The following is a 19,095-nucleotide window of genomic DNA, read 5'->3' as shown; positions in this document are numbered from 1 at the left end:
GGCGTCGGGTCAGCCGGTGCGGATGGATTCGACCCAGGCGGCGGCTTCGGTGAAGTCGTCGTCGTGGGTGCCGCGGCGGATCTCGGGGCGGACCTGGTCGGCGCGGGCGTAGGAGCCGACGAAGCGGACGTCGGAGCAGACGCGGCGCAGGCCCATCAGGGCCTCCCCGACGCGGGCGTCGGCGACGTGGCCCTCGAAGTCCATCCAGAACAGGTAGGAGCCGAGGCCGGCGCCGGTGGGGCGCGACTGGATGAGGGTCAGGTTGATGCCGCGGACGGAGAACTCCGTGAGGATCTCCAGCAGGGCGCCCGGGTGGTCCTCGCCGATGAACGCGACGACGGTCGTCTTGTCCTTGCCGGTGGGCACGGGCGGCGTGCAGGGACGGTGCAGGACGACGAAGCGGGTCACGGCGTCGGCGACGTCGTGGATGTCCTCGGCGAGGATGGACAGGCCGTAGCGGGACGCGGCGAACGAGCCGGCCAGGGCGGCGTCGTAGTGGCCGTCGGCGACGTGCTGGGCGGCCTCGGCGTTGGACGTCGCGGCGCGCCATTCGGCGTCCGGAACGTTGCCGAGCAGCCAGCGGCGGCACTGCGGCTGCGCGATCGGGTGGGACGCGACGGTCTTGATGTCGGCCAGTTCCGTGCCGGGCCGGACGAGCAGTGCGAACGACACCGGCAGATGGATCTCGCCGACGATCTGGAGCGGCTCGCCGGTGGCCAGCTCGTCCAGCGTGGTCGGGACGGAGCCCTCGACGGAGTTCTCCAGCGCGACGACGGCGGTGTCGGCCTCGCCGCGGCGGAGGGCGTCCAGCACGGCCGGGACGGTCGCGAGCGGGAGGTGCTCCGCCTCGGCCGCGCCCGGAATGGTCAGGAGCGCGGCCTCGGTGAACGTGCCCTGCGGACCCAGGTAGGCGTAGCGCGCTGGCCTGTCGTCTGCGGTCACGGGTGCTCCCGATGCGTGCGTTCCTGGTGGGCGGGCTGCGCCTCGCCGGTATGCGAGGTGAGGATGCCGAGTCTACTGCCCGGCCGGTCAAGGCCGTCCGTCAGCCACTGTCACACGCGGGCGGTCAGATGCGGTCGGTCAGGCGCGGGCGGTGGGGGCGCTGCGGTCGCCGTTGCCGCTGCCGAAGTCGGGCAGGGGGTCGTCCATCGAGACGATGGGGCCCTTGCCCAGGCGGGCGGCGCGCAGGGCCTGGTTCTCCTCGGGGGAGAGCATCTCGACCGGGTGCCCGCCCTGGACGGCCTTGGCGTAGGTCCGCGTCTCGGTGCGCCCGTTGATCGAGCTGATCACGATCCCGTCCCCGACCGCGTTGATCACGGCGAGCGAGAAGGACCGGTGTCCGGACATCTCCTTGAGGGCGTCGTAGTGGACGATGGCGAGGTCGCGCAGCGCGCGTTCGTCCGCCGACCCACTGGCCACCTGGAGCTGGCGCCTGAGCATTTCCCCGCACTCGTCGACGACCTGGTTCACCCGGTTGTGGGCGACCACGGCGATGGACAGCCCCGCAACCCCGGCGACCAGGCCGGCGACGGCCACCGCGACAAGCATCACGGGCTGAGCGTACCCACCCCGGCCTCGGGTTGCGAAGGATCTTCGCGCCGGAGCCGCGGTTCGATCCGTTCCACCATCCAGGTTCCGAGGACGATGATCGACGCGAGGGCCGCGACGCCGAACAGGTCACGGACGACCTGGCCCGTGAAAACCGAGACTGCGGAGTGCTCAGGGCCGATCAGCGCCCGCCCCCACCAGGGGATCGGGAACAGGAACAGCAGCCAGAGACCCAGCGCGAAGAGACATCTTCGCGTGTCCCGGGCATCACCGGCCAAAGCACCGAACACCGCGATCATCCACACAAGATGGTGGATCCAGCCCACCGGGGACAGGACGACCGACAGCAGCCCCACGATCGCGACCGCCGCCAGCACCAGGCTGGACGAATCCGGGCCGGAGTGGAGGTCGGCGGCCTGGGACGCTCGGCGGGCCCAAGTGAAGCCGTACCACGCCACGATCAGCGCGAGGAGGAGCCACACCAGCGTACGGGCGGGCCCTTCGTCCAGGATTCGCGCGACGATCCCGTGGACGGCCTGGTTGGTGGTGCCGTCGACCGCGCCCGTCCGGTCGCCGCCCTGCAGCAGCGCCCCGAACCAGTAGTCGGACGAGTCCGACGGCAGCAGCGCGAACGCCCCGAGCGTGGCGGCGGCGGCCGTGAACAGCGCGTTCCCGAAGGCGTCCCGGCGCCCGGTGATCAGGAAGTAGATCAGGAAGACGCCCGGCACCAGCTTGATCGCCACCGCGAGGCCGACGAGCATCCCGCGCGGCCAGCGCGGCGTGCGGGCGCAGCAGTCGGCCAGGCACATCGCGAGGAGGAACAGCCCGACCTGCCCGAACCGGAACTGGTCCCGGACGGGGTCGAGCCACGCCATCGCCCCGACCAGGACGCCCGCGGCGAGCGGCGCCCAGCGCCCGGCGCGGCGGAGCAGGTCGCGGAACGCGTAGCAGACGCAGATCACCAGCGCGACGCAGATCAGGCCCGTCCACACCAGCTGCGCGGCCCGCCAGGACATGACGGTGAACGGGACGGCGAGGACGGCCGAGAACGGCGGATACGTGAACGGCAGGAGCTGCGGCGGCTGCGTGAGGACATCGTACAGCGGGGCGCCGCGCAGGACGGCCCGTCCGCCGTCCCGGTAGACCTCCAGGTCGACGAGCCGCTGGTCGGGCTCGTTGCCCAGCCAGCGGGTGACGATCGGCGCCATCGCGACGGCGGCGACGACCACGCCCGCCAGGACGATCAGCAGATCCCCGGCCGTCCTGCGCGGGCCGGCGGCACGTTCGGGACGGGCGGGCTCGGCCGTCCGGTCGCCGGATGGTTCATGGGCGCGGCCGCCCTCGGCATCCGCTTCGCCGACCATCTGCGCCTTGGGACCGTCCACAGCCCGCAGGATATGGCCACTCCGGCCGTCATCGGGCTCTTGTAGCCTGAGCGCCATGACTTCGCGGGGGACCAAGATCGCTATGTTCCTCGCCACCCTCGTCACGGCGTGCACGGCGTTCGGCCTCGCGCCGCCTGTGCTTTCCGGCCCGTCCGCCGCGCACGCCGAGGCGGTGGCCGGGCGGGTCGTGGTGGTCGGGGTTCCGGGGTTGATGTGGAGCGACATCGACCGGGAGAAGACGCCCGCCCTCTGGGGGATGACCGCCGGGGGGTCCGCCGCGGGGCTCAGCGTCCGGACGACGAGGGTCAACACGTGCCCGACGGACGGCTGGCTGACGCTGTCGGCGGGGCAGCGGTCCCGGCTGCCGCACGGGAACTGCGCGCTCCCGGCCGCGCCGATCCTGCCCGGCCAGCCCTCCCCCACGGGCCCGCCGCCGGTGGGCGGGGCGATCGCGCCCGGCTGGCCGGCGATCAAGAGCGACAACGCCGACACCAACTACCACGCCCAGATCGGGCTGCTCGGCGACGCCGTCAAGGCGGCGGGCGGCTGCACGCTGGCGGTCGGGCCCGGCGCGGTGTTCGGGGTCGGCGACGGCGGCGGGCGGGTGGACCGCTACGTCGGGACGCCCGACCGGGTGACCGCCGCCGACTGGGCGCGCTGCCCGCTGGCCGCCGTGGACGTCGACGACCTGTTCCGCGCCTACATCGACGCGGGCGTCGACATCGAGGGCGAGCAGGAGCCGCTGTCGGAGCGCAAGCGCGCCGCCGCCGCGGCCGCCGCGGACCGCCGGGTCGAGCAGGTCATGACGGGCGTCCCGGACGGGACGACGGTGCTGCTGGCGGGCCTGTCCGATGTGAGCGTCGACCCGCACCTCCGCGTCGCCATCGCGCAGACCAAGGGGACGGGCGGGCAGTACGGGCCCGGGTACATGACGTCCAGCGCCACCCGGCAGGACGGGCTCGTCACGCTCACCGACATGACCGCGACGGCGTTGAAGTTGCTCGGGCTGCGGCAGCCGAAGGAGGCCGTCGGGTCGGTGTGGCGGTCGCAGCCGTCGTCGGCGCCGATCCAGGAGCGGGTGGAGGCGCTGGAGGACGAGGACGTCGCGGCGCAGGCGATCCGCAGCGTCCAGACGTCGTTCTACTGGGTCCTGTTCGCGACGCAGCTCGTCCTGTACGGGATCGCGGCGCTCGCGCTGCGGCGGCTCGGCGGCGACCGCAGCTCCCGGGCGCGGATCCTCGGCGGCACCCGCGTGATCGCGCTGCTCGGCGGCGCGGCGACCGGCGCGTCGTTCCTCGCGGGGCTGCTGCCGTGGTGGCGGGCCGAGAACGCCACGGCCATCCTGATCTGCACGGTCCTCGGTTTCGCCGGGCTGCTGACGGGGGTGGCGCTGGCCGGTCCGTGGCGGCGGTCCGCGTTCGCGCCCGGGCTGGTGATCACGCTGGTGACGGCGGGCGTCCTGGCGCTGGACGTGATGACCGGGTCGAGCCTCCAGCTGAACACGCTGATGGGGTACACGGCGCTGGTCGCCGGACGGTTCTACGGCTTCGGCAACCAGGCGTTCTCGCTGTTCGCCGTCGCGTCGATCCTGACGGCGGCGTGGCTGACGGAGTATCCGCTGCGGGCGGGCCGCAAGACGCTCGCGCTCGGGATCGTCGCGGTGATCGGCGCGTTCGCGGTCGCGGTGGACGGCCTCCCGGCGTGGGGCAGCGATTTCGGCGGCGTGCTGGCGATGGTCCCGGCGTTCGCGGTGCTCGGCCTGATGGTGACGGGACGGCGCGTCTCGCCGCTGAAGCTCGCGCTGTTCTGCCTGGCCGGCGCGGTGCTGGTGCTGTTCATCTCGTACCTGAACTCCAGGAGCGCCAACCCGACGCACCTCGGCCGGTTCTGGCAGGACCTCGTGGACGGCGACGCGTGGGGCGTGGTCGTCCGGAAGTTCAACGCGATGCTGAACAGCCTCGGGTACTGGCCGTTCACGCTGCCGCTCGCCGCCGCGATCGGGTTCCTGTTCCTCGTCCTGGCGCGGCCGACGCGGTGGCGGGTGTCGCTGCTGCAGCGCGCGTACGAGCACAGCGTGACGATGCGTCCGGCGCTGCTGTGCGCGCTGACGGTCGGCGTGATCGGGATGCTGGTGAACGACTCGGGCGTGGTGATCCTGTCGGTGGCGTTCAGCCTGTCGACTCCGCTGATGCTCGCCGCGGGCGTCCGGTCGCTGGAGATCGACTTGTGGAACGAAGACTCTGAACCACCAGCGCGGTCAGAATCGCGAGCAGCGTCCACGGGACCACGGTCGGCCGAACGACGGTGAACAGCCAGGACAGGTCGTCGGGGAGCTTGATGCGGGCCGGGGCGCGGGCCGGGAGGTAGGCGAGGCTGAGGGCCGTGGTGTGGGCGAGGAGGATCCAGTCGACCCGCGTCCAGGGCAGCAGGGCCAGCACCGCCCAGCCGAAGCCGTCGTACCAGGGCAGCGCGTAGGGGGCGGCGAGGAGCCAGGCGAGGACGAACGCGGCCGCGACCCTGCGGTTCTCCGCGTCCCGTGAGAGCGGCTCCCCGGGCTTCGTGTCGTCGGTGGGCAGGACGCGGACGAGCATCGCGAACAGCGCGAGCCCGACCAGGACGGCGCCCGTCTTGATGATGGTGCGCTGCGAGCCGCGGCCGAGGAACTCGTCGACGAGATGCCACGGGGTGGCGAACGAGACCATGTCGCTCGCCTCCCGCACCTGGTCGAGGGCGTGCGGCCCGGCGAGCGCGTAGGAGATCGCGGTGACGGCCGCGGCGCCGCCGAACAGCGCGGCGAGGCCGCCGATCGAGCGCCAGCGGCGTTCCGTCCACGCCTCGCGGAGCAGCGTCCAGGCGGGGCCGCCGCCGACGAGCGCCGCCGGCACCTTGATCGCCGCCCCCGCGCCGGCGAGCATGCCCGCGCCGAGCGCCCGCACCCAGCCGGGACGCGCCTGTCCGCTGAAGACGGCGAGCGCGGCGACCATCGGCGCGATCGCGAGGACGTCGTTGTGCGCACCCGAGACCAGGTGGAACAGGACGAGCGGGTTGCACGTCCACAGCAGCGCGGTGCGGAGCCGCCGTTCCTCGGTCTTGGACGTCCGGTAGAGGATCAGTGCGGTGATCGCGAACGCGAGCGTGTTCACGACCGACAGGACGAACACGGTCAGCCGCACGGACCCGCTGCCGACCCACGCGGCGAACGCCTGCTCGCCGGTGGCGATCGGCCCGTACACCGACGGCGTCGTGCGCCATTCCTCGGGCGCCCCGGCGACGGGGTCCTTCGGCAGGTCGACGGCGCGGGTGGCGTACGGGTCGTGGCCGGTCGCCGCCATCCGCCCGTAGGAGGCGTAGTTGAGGTGGTCGGTGGACCCGACGGGCGGCATCGCCATGAACGCGACGGCGGCGAGCAGCCCGGCGATCACCAGCGGCCGCGCCCCGACCCGCCAGCCCCTCCGGACGGCGACGAAGCACATGCCGAGCCCGGCCGCGCCCGCGACGACGCCCGCGACGACGAGACCGATCACCAGGTACGGCGACGGGTCGACGTCAAGCGAGTAGGGCGGCTCGGCGGGCGGGCCGCCCAGCGCGGGCTGGAACACGGACGGGCCCAGCAGGGCGGTGGTGAGGAAGCACGCCAGGCTGAGCCCGATGCCGCCGAGCCCGATCCGGCCCAGCCCGATCCGGCCAGGCCCGCCCGTTCCGAGTCGGGTCACGGGCGGCTGCCGCGCAGGCCGTCCAGGCGTCGCGTCACCCGCCGGGTCACCGTGGTGGCCGCCGGGTCGCGGACGGCGAGCGCTCTGGCCACGTCCCGGAACTGCCGGGCGCGGTGCAGCTGGGCCCGCCAGTCGGTGCCGGTGGCGCGGTGCGCGAGCGGGACCTCGACCTCCGTGACGCGGAAACCCTGGCGGAGCAGGTCGATGGTGAGCGCGGTCTCGACGCCGAACCCGGCGGCGAGGGGCAGCGCGGCGTCGAACGCGGCGCGCGTCAGGCAGCGCTGCCCGTTGAGCGGCGCGGTGGCCTCCCAGCCGGTGGCGCGGCGGATCCCGTCGCGGGACAGCCGGACGACGAACCCGTGCCCGCCGAGCTTCACCGTGGTGGTGAACACGGCGATGGTCATGTCGGCGTCGCCGGCCAGGACGGGTTCGGCGAGGGGCGCGGCCTCCCGGGCGGTATCGGCGAGGTCGGCGTCGAGGAAGAGCAGGTGGCGGGGCCGGTCGCGGCCCTCGTCGAGCAGCCGGACGGCCTCGGCGCCGCTCTCCATCGCGGCGCCCTTGCCGCGGTTGCGGCTGTGCCGGACGACCCGCGCCCCGGCCTCGCGGGCGGCGCGCCCCGTCCCGTCGGAGGAGCCGTCGTCGACCACGACGACGAGGCCCGCGCCGGGGAGTTCGTGCGCGGCCTTGACGGTGGCCGCGATGCGGTCGGCTTCGTCCTTGGCCGGGATGATCACCGCTAGGTCCTGCATATCGGCGATCGTAGTCGGGGTCGGCGGTGCGGCGGGTGTCGCGGCGGGGAACGGTTCAACCCGTTACCCGCAGGCATGGCGGACGCCCCCCGGCGTTAACCGGAGGGACGATCGGCGGTCGGACGCTCGCTCGCCGGACGACTGGGCGGGGGTCAGGCCGGGCGGAGGAGCGGATCGGCGGGGTGAATTAGGCGGGATGGCGGGATAGGCGGGGTGCGTCGGAGGCGGGGCGGTTTCAGCCCGCGTCCATGGCGGGTGCGGCGTCGTTCACGGTGAAGACCGTGTCGAGCCCGGTGACCTGCAGGATGCGCCGGACGGCCGGGCGCGGGGCGGCGAGTTCGAGCGAGCCGCCCTGTTCCTTGAGCCGCTTCATTGCAGCGAGCAGCACGTTCATGCCGGTCGAGTCGCAGAACTCGACGCCGCTGAGGTCGACCACGATACGGTCGACCTGTTCGCGCAGGAGGCCCGCGAGGGCCGCCTGCAGCCTGGGCGCGGTGTAGAGGTCGAGTTCACCGGTCGCCGTGACGACGGCGTGACCCTCCTGAGACGCGGTCGAGACGTTTAGCTCCACGTCCGGCACACTATCTCGGGAACGGCCCGCGGACCAGACAGTTCGCCAAGTCCCCTGCGGGGCGGGCGTGTCGCCGCTCGGGCAGTCCCGTACGCTTTGAGAACTACGCACCGTGATATTGCGATTTCGCCATCGGTCCGGGCCGGAGCCCCGCTCTGGGCGAACTCGGCGGTTCCCATCTCGCGGAGCCCGGGAGTAGGAGAGGCTGGACGAGTGCAACGGCGTCAGGGGCACATGCGTGAGGGGGTGCGCCGCATGAAGGCGGATCCGAGGGAGACCCGGCTGCGCGAACGCCTGGAGACGATCCGGGCGCGTTCGGCGAAGTCCAGCTCGTGGCGTTCGTCCACCCAGTATCTGAGCCGGCTGGTGAACAAGGGCGGCTTCGTCCCCATCAAGACGCGCCTGTCCCGCGAGGACATCGCCTTCCTGTCCGGCGCCCGCGAAGAGGTCATCGCGTTCGCCGACCTCGGCGTCCGGCTGCTCGACCTGCACCGCCCGCAGGAGGCCGGCGGCATCACCAGCGATCCCGGCAGCCCGATCCGGCGGTGCCGCGCCTGCATGTCGCGGTGGCCCTGCCCGACGTTCCGCGCGATCGCGGAGACCCTCGACCAGTAGGCGCAACCCGACGGTCACTCTGTGTAGCAGAAATTGGGATCTGTTCACCGAGTGGCCGCGCGACCGTCATGCGGATGTCGTCCCGCCGGGTGAGGGGACCGGATGTCGTAGGGTCCCGCCCGCGTGGGGAGTGCTCGTGCGCGTCTATCTCGCTCTGTCCGCCCGCCGAGGCCGTGAACGGCTCGCGCCGCTGCTGTTCGAGGCCGCGCACCGCGCCGTGGGCGAGGCGTTCCCCGTCCCGGCGGACGCGGTGTCGTCCGCCTCCTGGACCGCGCCCGGCGGCGGCGCGGCGCTCCTCGGCTGGTCCAACGAGCCCGAGCACGAGCTGCTGCCCGGCATCCTCACCGGCAGGCCGGGCCGCGTCCTCGGGTACTGCGGCTACCTCACCGACCCCGAACACGACGCGGACGCCCTGCTCACCAAGGACGACCTCGGGGACGTCACCGCCGAGCTGGGCGGCGTCTTCTCCGCCTTCCGGGCCGACGACAACGGCGTCACCGCGGCGACCGCGATCGCCCGGGTCTGCCCCGTCTACCACGCCGAGACGCGGGGCGTCCGGATCGCCGGGTCCCGCGCGCTGCTCGTCCATCTGGTGGCGCGGGCGCTGGAGACGGGGCTGGCGGACCCGTCCGCCGACCTCGCGGTGGAGGCGCTGCACCCGATCGTCCGGCACGGGTTCTTCACCAACGACGACACCCCGTTCCGCGGCGTGACGGCCCTTCCGGCGGCGACCGTGTTCGAGGCCGTGCCGGGCGAGCCGACCGTGATCCGCCGGCTGCCGGCGCCGCGGACCGAGCCGGTGCCGCGCGAGGCGGCGGGCCGCGCGAGGGCCGTCCGGCCGCTCGCGGAGTCGCTCGTTGCCGCGGCAGAGCCGCTGGCGCGGCATCGCGAGGCGGTGTCGCTGGCGCTGTCCGGCGGGCGCGACAGCAGGCTGATGGCGGCGGCGCTGTCGGCGGCCGGGGTGCGGTTCAGCGCGTCCACCCACGGGTTCGCGGACGAACCGGACGTGATCCTCGGCCGCAGGGTCGCGGCGGCGCTCGGCGTCGAGCACCGCGTGAACCTGACGGTCCCGGAGCCGAGCCGCGACACCGTGGCCGTCCAGCATCCGCTCGGGCGGGCGCATCACGTCGTCCGCATGTGCGAGGGGATGAACTCGGCCTACGAGCAGGTGAACAGGTACCGCCCGTACAGCCTCGTGCCGCAGACGTCCGGGTCGGGCGGGGAGACGTTCCGCGGCGGCTTCCTGTACGACCAGGACGACATCAGCACCGACGGGCTGCTCGCCCGGGTCCGGCTGATCTTCCGCGCGGCGGAGCCGATCATGACGCCGGCGGCGAACGCGCTCGCCGCCGCCGAGCACGCCCGCTGGACCGACCGGGCGGAACGCGACGGCTTCGACGTCCTGGACAAGCTCTACCTCTTCTACCGGACGGGACGCTGGATCGTCGGGTCGCACAGCGCGGTGCTGATGAACTCGCCGTACTACCACCCGTTCTTCGACAACAGGGTCATCCGGGACGTGCTGGCCCTGCCGGCGTCGTGGCGGCGCAGCGAGGAGCCGTTCTTCTTACTGCTGCGGGAGCTGGCGCCGGCGCTCGTCCAGATCCCGCCGGAGGGCAAGCGGTGGCGCTTCGACCGGGAGCGGCGCCCGCTGCTCGCCGGCCGCCGCGCGTGGCGGACGCGCGCCGCCCTCCCCCCGCGCGGCCGCACGGCGTCGTTCAACTGGCGCCTGTCCCGCGACGAGGCGTTCCGCCGGCTGTTCACCGAACAGATCATGGACGGCCCCGCGACGCTGTTCGAGCTCGTCGACCGGAAGGCGATGGCGGACGTGCTGGCCGACACGACCGGCCGCCGGTGGTCGAAGCAGATCTGGCACGTGTACACGCTCAGCGTGCTGCTGTCGGGTGCGTGGCGCGGGCCCGCCCCGAAGCTGCCCCCGGTGGAGGTCCCGATCCCGGCCGCCTGACTCAGACAACGAGTGGGAGGCGGACCTCGAAGCGGCAGCCGGGGCCTTCGTTGGCGACGCCGATCTCGCCCGCGTGGGCCTCGACGATGCCGCGGGCGATGGCGAGCCCGAGCCCCGCGCCACCGCCCGGCGTCCGGGCAGCCTCGCCGCGGAAGGCGACGTCGAACACGCGCGGCAGGTCGTCCTCCGGGATGCCGCCGCAGGCGTCCGCCACCGTCACCCGGGCCACGTCGCCGCGCACCTCGCCGATGATCTCGACGGCGCCGTCGCTCGGCGTGTGCCTGATCGCGTTGACGACGAGGTTGCGGAGCGCGCGGCCCAGCTCGCCCGCGTCCACCTGGACGGGCAGGCCCTCCCGGACGTCGCCGTGCAACCGGACGCCCTTCGCGCGGGCCAGCGCCTCCGCGCCCGCGACCGCCTCGGCGACCAGGTCGGCCAGGCCGACGCGCTGCCGGGACAGGCGCAGCGCCCCGGCGTGGATGCGGGACAGCTCGAACAGGTCGTCCACCATCTCGGTGAGCCGCTCCACCTCGACGCGGATGCGCCCGTGGTACCGGTGGACGGTGTCGCGGTCGGCGACGACCTCGTCCTCCAGCGCCTCGGCCATCGCGCGCAGCCCGGCGAGCGGCGTGCGCAGGTCGTGGCTCACCCAGGCGACCAGCTCGCGGCGGCTGGTCTCCAGGGCCTGCTCCCGCTCGTGGGACGCGGCGAGACGGTCGTAGGCGGCCTCCAGCTCCCGCGACAGCTCGGCCAGCTCGGCGGGCAGACGCGCAGGCGGCCGCCGGAATCGGTCGGCGCGAACAGCCTCGACCAGCGTCCGGTTCGCGGCGACGAGGCGGCGTCCGAGCAGGACGGACACGCCCATCGCGACCAGCCCGGCGGACATCACCACCGCGAGGACGACCGAGCGGTCATGGTCGTTGATCAGCATCAGGAACGAGATCACGAGGATGCCGGAGACGGTCGCCAGCACGGTCGCCGCGCCCACCACGAGCAGCTGCGTCGCGACCGACCGGCCGCGCAGCGCGTACAGGGCGCCGAGCGCGACGGCCGCGACGACGAGCGCGGCGAGGGCGGCGTAGAAGACCACCAGGAGGAGATCCTCGAACGGGATCATTCGGCGTCCTCGGTGCGGTCCGCGGGCTCGTAGCGGTAGCCGACGCCCCAGACGGTGACGATGCGGCGGGGCGCGGTCGGATCGTCCTCGATCTTCTCGCGGAGCCGCCGGACGTGCACGGTGACGGTGGACGAGTCCCCGAACGTCCAGTCCCAGACCTGTTCGAGCAGCTGCTCGCGGGTGAACGCCTGCCGGGGATGGCGGAGCAGGAACGCCAGCAGGTCGAATTCGCGGGACGTCAGCGACAGGCGCTCGCCGCGCAGGCCCGCCTCGTGCGCGCTGACGTCCACGACCAGGTCGCCGTCACGCAGCGGCCCGGACGGCCCTGTCGGGACGAGCGACCCGCGCGCCCGCCGCAGCACCGACCGGACTCGCAGGGCCAGCTCGCGCGGGCTGAACGGCTTCGTGACGTAGTCGTCCGCGCCCGTCTCCAGGCCGACGAGCCGGTCGGTCTCCGCGCCCAGCGCCGTCAGCATCACGATCGGGACGGCGGACGTCTCGCGGAGCCGCCGGCACACCTCGAGGCCGTCCATCCCGGGCAGCATCAGGTCGAGGACGACGAGGTCCGGCGGATCGTCCAGGGACCTGGCCCTGCGCAGCGCGGCCGGGCCGTCCGCGACGCAGACCACGTCGTGCCCGTCGCGGGCCAGGTAGCGGGCGACGACCTCCGCCACCGTCGGGTCGTCGTCGACCACCAGGACGCGGCCGGCAGGGGACACGGAGTTCACAACCTCACGCTACGGCCATCGCGACCGTTCCAGCTCGCACGTCATCACCCTGTAAGGAACTGATCACGACACGCCTCCCCTACTTCGCATCACGGGACGATCGTCGCTTTAATGGCCCGATGGCCGCTCCCACCCGCACCGCCACCCCCGTCGGCGGGACCATCGCCCTGATCCTCCTCGGCGGCGCGGTCGCGACCGCCGTCGGCACGATCATGACGTTCGCCGCCGTCTACCAGACGGACGTGCTGGTGCACTTCCGGCACTCCACCGCCTACTACGCGCTGCAGTGCGTCGTCGTCGGCCTCTTCACGGCGGTCGGGCTCATGCTCACCCACCCGCGCGGCCCGGTCGTACCGATCGCCGCGGCGATCGCCGGGCTCGTCGCCCTGCTCGTCGGCATCCGGGCGGGAGTGCTCCTCTACACGTTCACTCATGGCGGGGCTTCGGGCGACTTCGTCATCGAGGTGCTGAAGCCGCGCTTCGACGCCTGGGACCTGCTTGCGCCGCTGGCGGCCGGGGCGGTCGGCGGGCTGCGGGTGCTGATGGTCGCGAGCAGCCTCGCGCCGCGCCGCCCGTCCGGCCAGCCCTTCGGCCAGAACTTCGGCCAGCCGCCAGGCCAGCCGTTCGGCCATGCACCGGGACAGCCCTTCGGCCATGCACCGGGACAGCCCTTCGGCCAAGCACCAGGCCAGCCCTTCGGCCAGCCTGGCGTCCCTGGGCAGCCGATGCCCGGCCAGCCGATGCAGCCTCCGCCGCCGTACCAGGCTCCGCCCGGCCCAGGTCAGGGTGCGCCCCCGGCCGGGCCTCAGGGTGGTGCTCCGCCGTACGGCGGGGGCTGAGCCGTCCAGGGTCGTCCCCAAGAGTGATGACCTTCGTGGGACGACCGCATACGGTTGGGGTCATGGGTAAGACGATCCTGACCGTCATCGGTGTCATCCTCGCGATATGGCTCGCGATGACCGCCATCGGCGCGATCCTGTCGATGCTGAAGTTCTTCTTCTTCATCGGCTTCGTCGCGGTCCTGGTGGTGCTCGCCGTCACCGCCGTGTCCAAGATGTCCAAAAGTCGTTAGCGGGCCCTTGCCGGGGCCTCGCCGATGACCGCATGATGCCGGGACAACCAGGCGGTCATCGGCGAAGGGACCTACCGTGCCGGGTCTGACGGAGACGCTGCGCGAGCGGGCACGCTCGCATCCGGGCCGTGTCGCCTACATCGCGGGCGACGCCGAGATCACCTACGGCGACTTCGACCGGCGCGCCGACCGGGTCGCGGCCGCGCTCGCCGCCGCCGGCGTCGGGTCCGGCGACCGGGTCGCGATCCTCGACAAGAACTCGCTCGAATACGTCGAGCAGCTCTTCGGCGCGCCTCGGATCGGCGCCGTCCAGGTCCCGGTGAACTACCGGCTGGCGCCGGACGAGGTCGCCTACATCGTCAACGACGCGCAGGCGAAGGTCTTCATCGTCGGCGCCGACTTCGTGCCCGTCCTGGACGCGATCGCCGAAAAACTGCAGCACACGACCCGCCTGCTGGTCATCGACGGTTCAGACCACCCGTACGAGGACTACGCCGCCTGGATCGACGCCGCGCCCGACGCCCCACCCGAGCCGGGCTACGTCACCGACACCGAGGACGTGTTCTGCCAGCTGTACTCGTCCGGCACCACGGGCCTGCCCAAGGGCGTGATGCTGACGCACGACAACTACTTCGCCGCGCTGACCGCGACCAACGACACGTGGAACGTCGACGAAACGTCCGTCCTCATGGTCGCGATGCCGATGTACCACGTGGCGGGCAACATGCTCACCATCTCCGCGATCTACAACGGCGTCCCCGGCGTGATCGCCCGCGAGCCCGACCCGACGCTGATCGCGCAGGGCATCGAGCGGAACCGGGTCACGCACATCTTCCTCGTCCCGGTCCTGCTGCAGTTCATGCCGCTGATCCCGGACGTCACCGCCTGCGACCTGTCCAGCCTCCGGCTCATGCTGTACGGCGCGTCGCCGATCAGCGAGGACGTGCTGCGCGGCGCGATGCGGATGCTGCCGGGCACCGACTTCATGCAGGTGTACGGGCTGACGGAGGTCACCGGCGCGATCGTGATGCTCCCCGCCGAGGACCACGACCCGGACGGCCCGAACGCGCACCGGCTGCGCAGCGCGGGCCTGCCCAACCCCACCTGCACCCTCAAGATCGTCGACCCGGCGACGCAGGAGGAGCTGCCCACGGGCGAGGTCGGCGAGATCCTGTGCCGGACGCCGCAGAACATGAAGGGCTACTGGCGCATGCCGGAGGCGACGGCCGCCGCGCTGTCCGGGGACAACTGGTTCCGGACGGGCGACGCAGGCTACCTCGACGAGGACGGCTACCTCTACATCCACGACCGGGTCAAGGACATGATCATCTCAGGGGGCGAGAACATCTACCCCGCCGAGGTCGAGAACGTCCTGATGGGCCATCCCGACATCAGCGACTGCGCGGTCATCGGCGTCCCGGACGCCAAGTGGGGCGAGACCCCCAAGGCGATCGTCGTCCTCACCTCCGAGGACGTCACCGACAAGGACATCATCGGTTACTGCCGCGATCGCCTCGCGCACTTCAAGTGCCCGACCACGGTCGAACGCCGCGACGCCATCCCCCGCAACCCCACGGGCAAGATCCTCAAGCGCGAACTCCGCGCCCCCTACTGGGAGGGCCAGGACCGCCAGGTCCACTGAGCGTCGCCAGCGGCCGGATCGCGGCGCGCCGGGGTCACAGCGTGGCCATGATGTGGGGATCGTGCGCGGCGCCCCCGCGAATGCGGTAAATGCCGGGTTGAATCTCGTCCGAGTTATCCGCGACCCTCTCCAGGAGGATGATCGGCCAGTGGGTCGCCTGGTCCCAGACGACCCCGATCAGCCAGTCCAGCCCCGGCCTTTGCACGCCCAGGCCGGTGAGGTCGGCCCCGGACGCGTCGATCGGAATCCTCTCCAAGGTCCGCCTGGTGTGATCGGCCTGGCGAGAGAGCAGTCCCAGCTCGATGCCGAGTATCTGGATGAATCCGTCCGCGCGGTAGCCGTCGCCGTCCAGCAGGCTCTTCCCCGCCATGCTGCGGACGCTCTCGATCCTCTTGGCCGTTTCGATGGTGTGATAGCCGATATCGGAGCCGTCAAGGTCGATCTCCCACATGGAGTTGACGTTCTTCGCCAGATGGACGGCGTAGTCGTAGGCCGAATTCAGTTTGTCGACCGCTTCCGAGACGATGAGGCGGGTGAACTCGGCGCCACTGGACGAACGCACCATGAGAGCGACGTCCTGATGGCTGAAATTGACGAGCTCGAAGATCAGGCTTGCGGTGGCACGAGCATGGATCAGCCTGCCCGCCAAACTGTCCGTGCCGGGTTTCGGCAGGACGAGCGAATGGTTGGGATCGCGCCCCCCGACAGCCTCGGGTGATTCACCGTCCATGCTGTCGGCCACGCCGAAAAGCGTTGCCAGCAGACGCATCGAGTCGCTGCTTTTCTGCAGGTGGCGAAGAATATCGGCGTTGGCGGCCGACAGCACGGCGTCCAGTTCCTCGTCGCCGTACTCGGCTCGCGCCTGCTCGAACCCGTCCTGGGTGGTCAACGGTCACCTCCTTCCTGGTCAAGCCCGAGCAGCGCCTTGAGTTTGCGACGGCCCTTTTTCCGCACGTCGCGGACACGCTGCTCGCCGACGCCCAGCTCCCGTGCGATCTGTGCGCTGGAGAAGCCGTCCATGTCCAGGCCGATGACGGTTCGGGTCTCGTCGTCCAGCCGGGCGAGTGCGGCGAGGACGGCCTGCGTCTGCGCGGCCAGCTCGTCCGGTCCGGGGCTGGTCATCGGGGCGTCGGGCACCTGGTCGACCGGCAGGGTACGGCGATCCTGGCCGCGATGGTGATTGATGGCCACCCGCTTGAGCCAGGCGGACGGATTCTCGATCCTGTGCCACCGGTTGCGGCGCACTTCCCGCCATCCTTGCGCGAAGGCATGCTGTGCGGCGTCCTCGGCGTCGCTCCTGCTCGCACCGTCCCGCACCACGGCTCGTACCACCGAAAGGTAATTCGCTTCCAGAAGTTCCAGGAATGCCTCTCGCGTCGCCGCGTCGATCGACTGGCTTGCGGAAATCTCCCCGGTGACCTGGATCGGCGGGGATTCGGACGCGGGGCCGACTTGCCGATTCTCGCCACTGTTCATCGGCACCCGCAGGAGATCACGACCGCCCGGACGCCTGAGACCGGGGCGATCGAACCGAACATCGCGACGAACTCCATGCGCTCCCCTGTCCTGGATCTCCGCGGTACGGGCATGCACAGATAGGAGTCTCCCGACCATGATCAACGGGAGGGGCGCGGTGAACTTTCTGTGACGGCCGCGGGCTACGGGAAGCGGATCACCGCTGACATGGGGCGGTGGTCGGACGCCTTCACCCGCTCGGCGGGGACGCTGCACGAAACGGCCGCGGATTTGGTGATGAAGAGGTAGTCGGTCTTCTCGACCGCGGCGCCCGTCCAGTCCTGGCGCGTCATGGCGCCCGCGCGGGACGGCCCGGACTGATCGCATTCCTCATACGCCCGATACAGCGGATCGAACGCCGGGCTCTCCGGCGCGGCGCCGAGATCGCCGCCGAAGAGCACGCGCCCCGTGCCCGCGAGAGCGGCGAAGGCGGTGGCCTGCTTGCGTCGCCCCGCGGCGTCCTCGGACGGGCCGAGCTGCGTCACGCAGACCCGGGTCGTCCAGGACGGGACCTCCCCGCACAAGGCCACAGGCGCCCGCCCGGCAGGCGCGGGAAGTTCGGTACGTTCCACCCCCGCAAGCGGAGCTTCGGTCCCGATCGCGACTCCCAGACGACCCTGCCCCTCCGCACACGACGCCCCCTTGGACGGCGCGGCGAATGCCCACGCCCACCCGGAAGCGGCCTTCTTGAAGGCGCGTACGTGGCCCTCGCAGACCTCCTGCAGCAGGACGGCGTTCGCCGCGACCTTCCGTCCGCCGACCTCGGTGGCCCGCATCCGCTGCGTGACCTGCGCGGACAGCGCGGCCGGATCGGCGCCGAGCGGGCAGCCCGGCTCCGCGCCGCCACAGACGTTCCAGGTCATCGCGTTGATCGTGACGGGTTCCGGCCGCGGCGCCGCGCCGTCGGCATGGGCGGCGGGCGCGGGAGCGCCGTCGCCCTGCAGGCCCTCGATGCTCGCGCCGGTCAGGGCCGCGGCGACGACCGCGGCGGCGGCGCAGATCGAAAGAAGGGGAATCAGGGCGCGGGGGGATCGCACACGTTCTCCAGGTGGGGGGTCAGCCGGGGACGATTCCGGAATCCCACCACAACAAGATCGCATCGCGCCAGCGATTCCCGCCAAGGGGTCCGGCGAGAAGTTCGCCGGACCCCCCAGGGGCCGCTAGTCGAGCAGGCCGATGACCGTGCCCGCGCCGACCGTCCGGTTGCCCTCGCGGATGGCGAAGCCGAGGCCCTCGGTCATCGCGACGGGCCTGCCCAGGTCGACGGCCATCTCGACCGAGTCGCCGGGCATCGCCATGCGGCCGTCGCCGCCGAGGTCGACGCCGCCGACCACGTCGGTCGTCCGGAAGTGGAACTGGGGCCGGTAGCCGTGGAAGAACGGCCTGCTCCGTCCGCCCTCGCCGGCCGTCAGGACCCGGACCTTCGCCCGGAACCGCAGGTGCGGCCGGATCGCGCCCGGCGCGCTGACGACCTGGCCGCGCCGGACCTGGTCCCGCCGGACGCCGCGCAGCAGCATGGCGGTGTTGTCGCCCGCCTCGGCGTGGTCCATCGACTGGCCGAAGGTCTCCAGCCCGGTCGCGACCGTCCGGAACGACTCCCCGAGCCCGACGACCTCGACCGCGTCGCCGACGCGCAGGAGCCCCTGCGCCACGACGCCGGTCACGACGGTGCCGCGCCCGGTGATCGTGAGGACGCTCTCGACCGGCATGAGGAACGGCCTGTCGAGCACCCTCTCCGGCACCGGCACGTACGCGTCGATCGCGTCGAGGAGGTCGCCGATCCGGGCCGTCCAGTACGGGTCGCCCTCCAGCGCCCGCAGCCCGGACACCCGGACGACGGGGATCTCGTCCCCGGGGAACCCGTACTCCGACAGCAGCTCCCTGACCTCCAGCTCGACGAGGTCGAGCAGCTCGGCGTCCTCGACCATGTCGGCCTTGTTGAGCGCGACGACCACGTGCCGGACCCCGACCTGCCTGGCCAGGACGATGTGCTCCCGCGTCTGCGGCATCGCCCCGTCCTGCGCGGACACGACGAGCACGGCCCCGTCCACCTGCGCCGCCCCCGTGATCATGTTCTTCACGTAGTCGGCGTGCCCAGGAAGATCGACATGGGCGTAGTGCCTGGTCGCGGTGGTGTAGTGGACGTGCGCGATGTTGATCGTGATGCCGCGGTCGCGCTCCTCCGGGGCGCGGTCGATCCGGTCGAACGGCACGGCGGACGCCATCCCGCGCTCGGCGAGCACCTTCGTGATCGCCGCGGTCAGGGTCGTCTTGCCGTGGTCGACGTGCCCGATCGTGCCGATGTTCACGTGCGGCTTGTCGCGCTCGTACAGCTGCTTGGCCATTGTCCTGTCCTCACTGGTGGATCCGGTGAGAACCCGCTTGGGCCACCCCCCTCCGCTGGTTCTCCGGAGGGTGGGACGGAGAGGGGTCAGCGTCGCAGGCCGTCGACGGCTGCCGAGAAGGCAGCCGGC

Annotated in this window: 17 protein-coding genes and 1 pseudogene; 6 read left to right on the top strand and 12 right to left on the bottom strand. The window is 72.2% G+C overall.

Annotated elements, in window-relative coordinates:
• Positions 1 to 9 precede the first annotated feature (9 nt).
• The 3 genes from pheA to E1287_RS16800 all read right to left on the bottom strand — a co-directional run bounded on the left by pheA (position 10) and on the right by E1287_RS16800 (position 2,933).
• On the bottom strand, positions 10 to 942 hold the full coding sequence (gene pheA / locus E1287_RS16810; protein WP_131965890.1) for a prephenate dehydratase: 933 nt from the start codon (positions 940 to 942) through the stop codon (positions 10 to 12).
• A gap of 138 nt (positions 943 to 1,080) precedes the next feature.
• Positions 1,081 to 1,548 (bottom strand): DUF4446 family protein, encoded by a 468-nt coding sequence (locus tag E1287_RS16805; RefSeq protein WP_131965901.1) that lies wholly within the window; start codon positions 1,546 to 1,548, stop codon positions 1,081 to 1,083.
• Positions 1,548 to 2,933 (bottom strand): glycosyltransferase 87 family protein, encoded by a 1,386-nt coding sequence (locus tag E1287_RS16800; RefSeq protein ID WP_243719095.1) that lies wholly within the window; start codon positions 2,931 to 2,933, stop codon positions 1,548 to 1,550. The genes E1287_RS16805 and E1287_RS16800 overlap by 1 nt, the downstream gene beginning before the upstream one ends.
• Positions 2,934 to 2,988: 55 nt before the next feature.
• Between E1287_RS16800 and E1287_RS45665 the strand changes: the two genes are divergently transcribed.
• A complete protein-coding gene (locus E1287_RS45665; protein ID WP_131965889.1) occupies positions 2,989 to 5,241 on the top strand; it encodes a hypothetical protein in 2,253 nt (750 codons plus the stop codon).
• 667 nt (positions 5,242 to 5,908) lie between these two features.
• Here the strand turns inward: E1287_RS45665 and mptB are convergent.
• From mptB to E1287_RS16785, 3 genes and pseudogenes are all read right to left on the bottom strand, one after another.
• Positions 5,909 to 6,316: pseudogene (gene mptB / locus E1287_RS45660) on the bottom strand (polyprenol phosphomannose-dependent alpha 1,6 mannosyltransferase MptB); the annotation flags it as partial.
• A gap of 326 nt (positions 6,317 to 6,642) precedes the next feature.
• Positions 6,643 to 7,395, bottom strand: a complete 753-nt coding sequence (locus tag E1287_RS16790; protein WP_131965888.1) for a glycosyltransferase family 2 protein — start codon at positions 7,393 to 7,395, stop codon at positions 6,643 to 6,645.
• A 235-nt stretch (positions 7,396 to 7,630) separates the two neighbouring features.
• Positions 7,631 to 7,966 (bottom strand): STAS domain-containing protein, encoded by a 336-nt coding sequence (locus tag E1287_RS16785; protein ID WP_131965887.1) that lies wholly within the window; start codon positions 7,964 to 7,966, stop codon positions 7,631 to 7,633.
• A 255-nt stretch (positions 7,967 to 8,221) separates the two neighbouring features.
• Between E1287_RS16785 and E1287_RS16780 the strand changes: the two genes are divergently transcribed.
• Positions 8,222 to 8,581 carry a hypothetical protein gene (locus E1287_RS16780; protein ID WP_243719093.1) on the top strand — a complete coding sequence of 120 codons (360 nt, stop codon included), beginning with the start codon at positions 8,222 to 8,224 and terminating at the stop codon, positions 8,579 to 8,581.
• Positions 8,582 to 8,717: 136 nt separating this feature from the next.
• A complete protein-coding gene (locus E1287_RS16775) occupies positions 8,718 to 10,547 on the top strand; it encodes an asparagine synthase-related protein (RefSeq protein ID WP_131965885.1) in 1,830 nt (609 codons plus the stop codon).
• Between the two features lies 1 nt (position 10,548).
• On the opposite strand, the gene E1287_RS16770 is transcribed toward E1287_RS16775, so the two are convergent.
• Together E1287_RS16770 and E1287_RS16765 are read right to left on the bottom strand one after the other, a co-directional pair.
• Entirely contained in the window at positions 10,549 to 11,664 is a 1,116-nt protein-coding gene (locus tag E1287_RS16770) for a HAMP domain-containing sensor histidine kinase (protein ID WP_131965884.1), read from the bottom strand.
• Positions 11,661 to 12,383 carry a response regulator transcription factor gene (locus E1287_RS16765; protein WP_165969047.1) on the bottom strand — a complete coding sequence of 241 codons (723 nt, stop codon included), beginning with the start codon at positions 12,381 to 12,383 and terminating at the stop codon, positions 11,661 to 11,663. Before E1287_RS16765 ends, E1287_RS16770 begins: the two co-directional genes overlap by 4 nt.
• A 128-nt stretch (positions 12,384 to 12,511) precedes the next feature.
• Between E1287_RS16765 and E1287_RS16760 the strand changes: the two genes are divergently transcribed.
• From E1287_RS16760 to E1287_RS16755, 3 genes are all read left to right on the top strand, one after another.
• Positions 12,512 to 13,231 carry a hypothetical protein gene (locus tag E1287_RS16760; RefSeq protein WP_131965882.1) on the top strand — a complete coding sequence of 240 codons (720 nt, stop codon included), beginning with the start codon at positions 12,512 to 12,514 and terminating at the stop codon, positions 13,229 to 13,231.
• 62 nt (positions 13,232 to 13,293) lie between these two features.
• Positions 13,294 to 13,464 carry a hypothetical protein gene (locus E1287_RS43760; RefSeq protein WP_165964166.1) on the top strand — a complete coding sequence of 57 codons (171 nt, stop codon included), beginning with the start codon at positions 13,294 to 13,296 and terminating at the stop codon, positions 13,462 to 13,464.
• A gap of 76 nt (positions 13,465 to 13,540) precedes the next feature.
• The gene (locus E1287_RS16755; protein WP_131965881.1) at positions 13,541 to 15,106 is read left to right on the top strand and encodes a long-chain-fatty-acid--CoA ligase; all 1,566 of its coding nucleotides are present in this window, start codon (positions 13,541 to 13,543) and stop codon (positions 15,104 to 15,106) included.
• 34 nt (positions 15,107 to 15,140) lie between these two features.
• On the opposite strand, the gene E1287_RS16750 is transcribed toward E1287_RS16755, so the two are convergent.
• The 4 genes from E1287_RS16750 to tuf form a co-directional block, all read right to left on the bottom strand.
• Positions 15,141 to 15,995 (bottom strand): hypothetical protein, encoded by an 855-nt coding sequence (locus E1287_RS16750; protein ID WP_131965880.1) that lies wholly within the window; start codon positions 15,993 to 15,995, stop codon positions 15,141 to 15,143.
• Complete coding sequence (locus E1287_RS16745) at positions 15,992 to 16,582, bottom strand: sigma-70 family RNA polymerase sigma factor (protein ID WP_165969041.1); 591 nt, start codon at positions 16,580 to 16,582, stop codon at positions 15,992 to 15,994. The genes E1287_RS16750 and E1287_RS16745 overlap by 4 nt, the downstream gene beginning before the upstream one ends.
• 182 nt (positions 16,583 to 16,764) lie before the next feature.
• A complete protein-coding gene (locus tag E1287_RS16740) occupies positions 16,765 to 17,658 on the bottom strand; it encodes an endonuclease/exonuclease/phosphatase family protein (protein ID WP_131965878.1) in 894 nt (297 codons plus the stop codon).
• Between the two features lie 123 nt (positions 17,659 to 17,781).
• On the bottom strand, positions 17,782 to 18,966 hold the full coding sequence (gene tuf / locus E1287_RS16735; protein WP_131965877.1) for an elongation factor Tu: 1,185 nt from the start codon (positions 18,964 to 18,966) through the stop codon (positions 17,782 to 17,784).
• Positions 18,967 to 19,095 lie beyond the last annotated feature (129 nt).

The organism is Actinomadura sp. KC06, assembly GCF_004348735.1.
GTDB lineage: Bacteria > Actinomycetota > Actinomycetes > Streptosporangiales > Streptosporangiaceae > Spirillospora.
Note: the sequence above shows the minus strand (reverse complement) of the source record. Positions and strands in the feature narration are given on the sequence as shown.

Excerpts from the sequence above, each read along its gene's own strand:
- E1287_RS16780 (WP_243719093.1), top strand. The coding sequence starts at position 8,222 with ATGAAGGCGGATCCGAGGGAGACCCGGCTGCGCGAACGCCTGGAGACG.
- E1287_RS43760 (WP_165964166.1), top strand. The coding sequence starts at position 13,294 with ATGGGTAAGACGATCCTGACCGTCATCGGTGTCATCCTCGCGATATGG.
- E1287_RS16790 (WP_131965888.1), bottom strand. The coding sequence starts at position 7,395 with ATGCAGGACCTAGCGGTGATCATCCCGGCCAAGGACGAAGCCGACCGC.
- E1287_RS16760 (WP_131965882.1), top strand. The coding sequence starts at position 12,512 with ATGGCCGCTCCCACCCGCACCGCCACCCCCGTCGGCGGGACCATCGCC.
- E1287_RS45665 (WP_131965889.1), top strand. The coding sequence starts at position 2,989 with ATGACTTCGCGGGGGACCAAGATCGCTATGTTCCTCGCCACCCTCGTC.
- E1287_RS16770 (WP_131965884.1), bottom strand. The coding sequence starts at position 11,664 with ATGATCCCGTTCGAGGATCTCCTCCTGGTGGTCTTCTACGCCGCCCTC.
- E1287_RS16745 (WP_165969041.1), bottom strand. The coding sequence starts at position 16,582 with ATGAACAGTGGCGAGAATCGGCAAGTCGGCCCCGCGTCCGAATCCCCG.
- tuf (WP_131965877.1), bottom strand. The coding sequence starts at position 18,966 with ATGGCCAAGCAGCTGTACGAGCGCGACAAGCCGCACGTGAACATCGGC.
- E1287_RS16805 (WP_131965901.1), bottom strand. The coding sequence starts at position 1,548 with ATGCTTGTCGCGGTGGCCGTCGCCGGCCTGGTCGCCGGGGTTGCGGGG.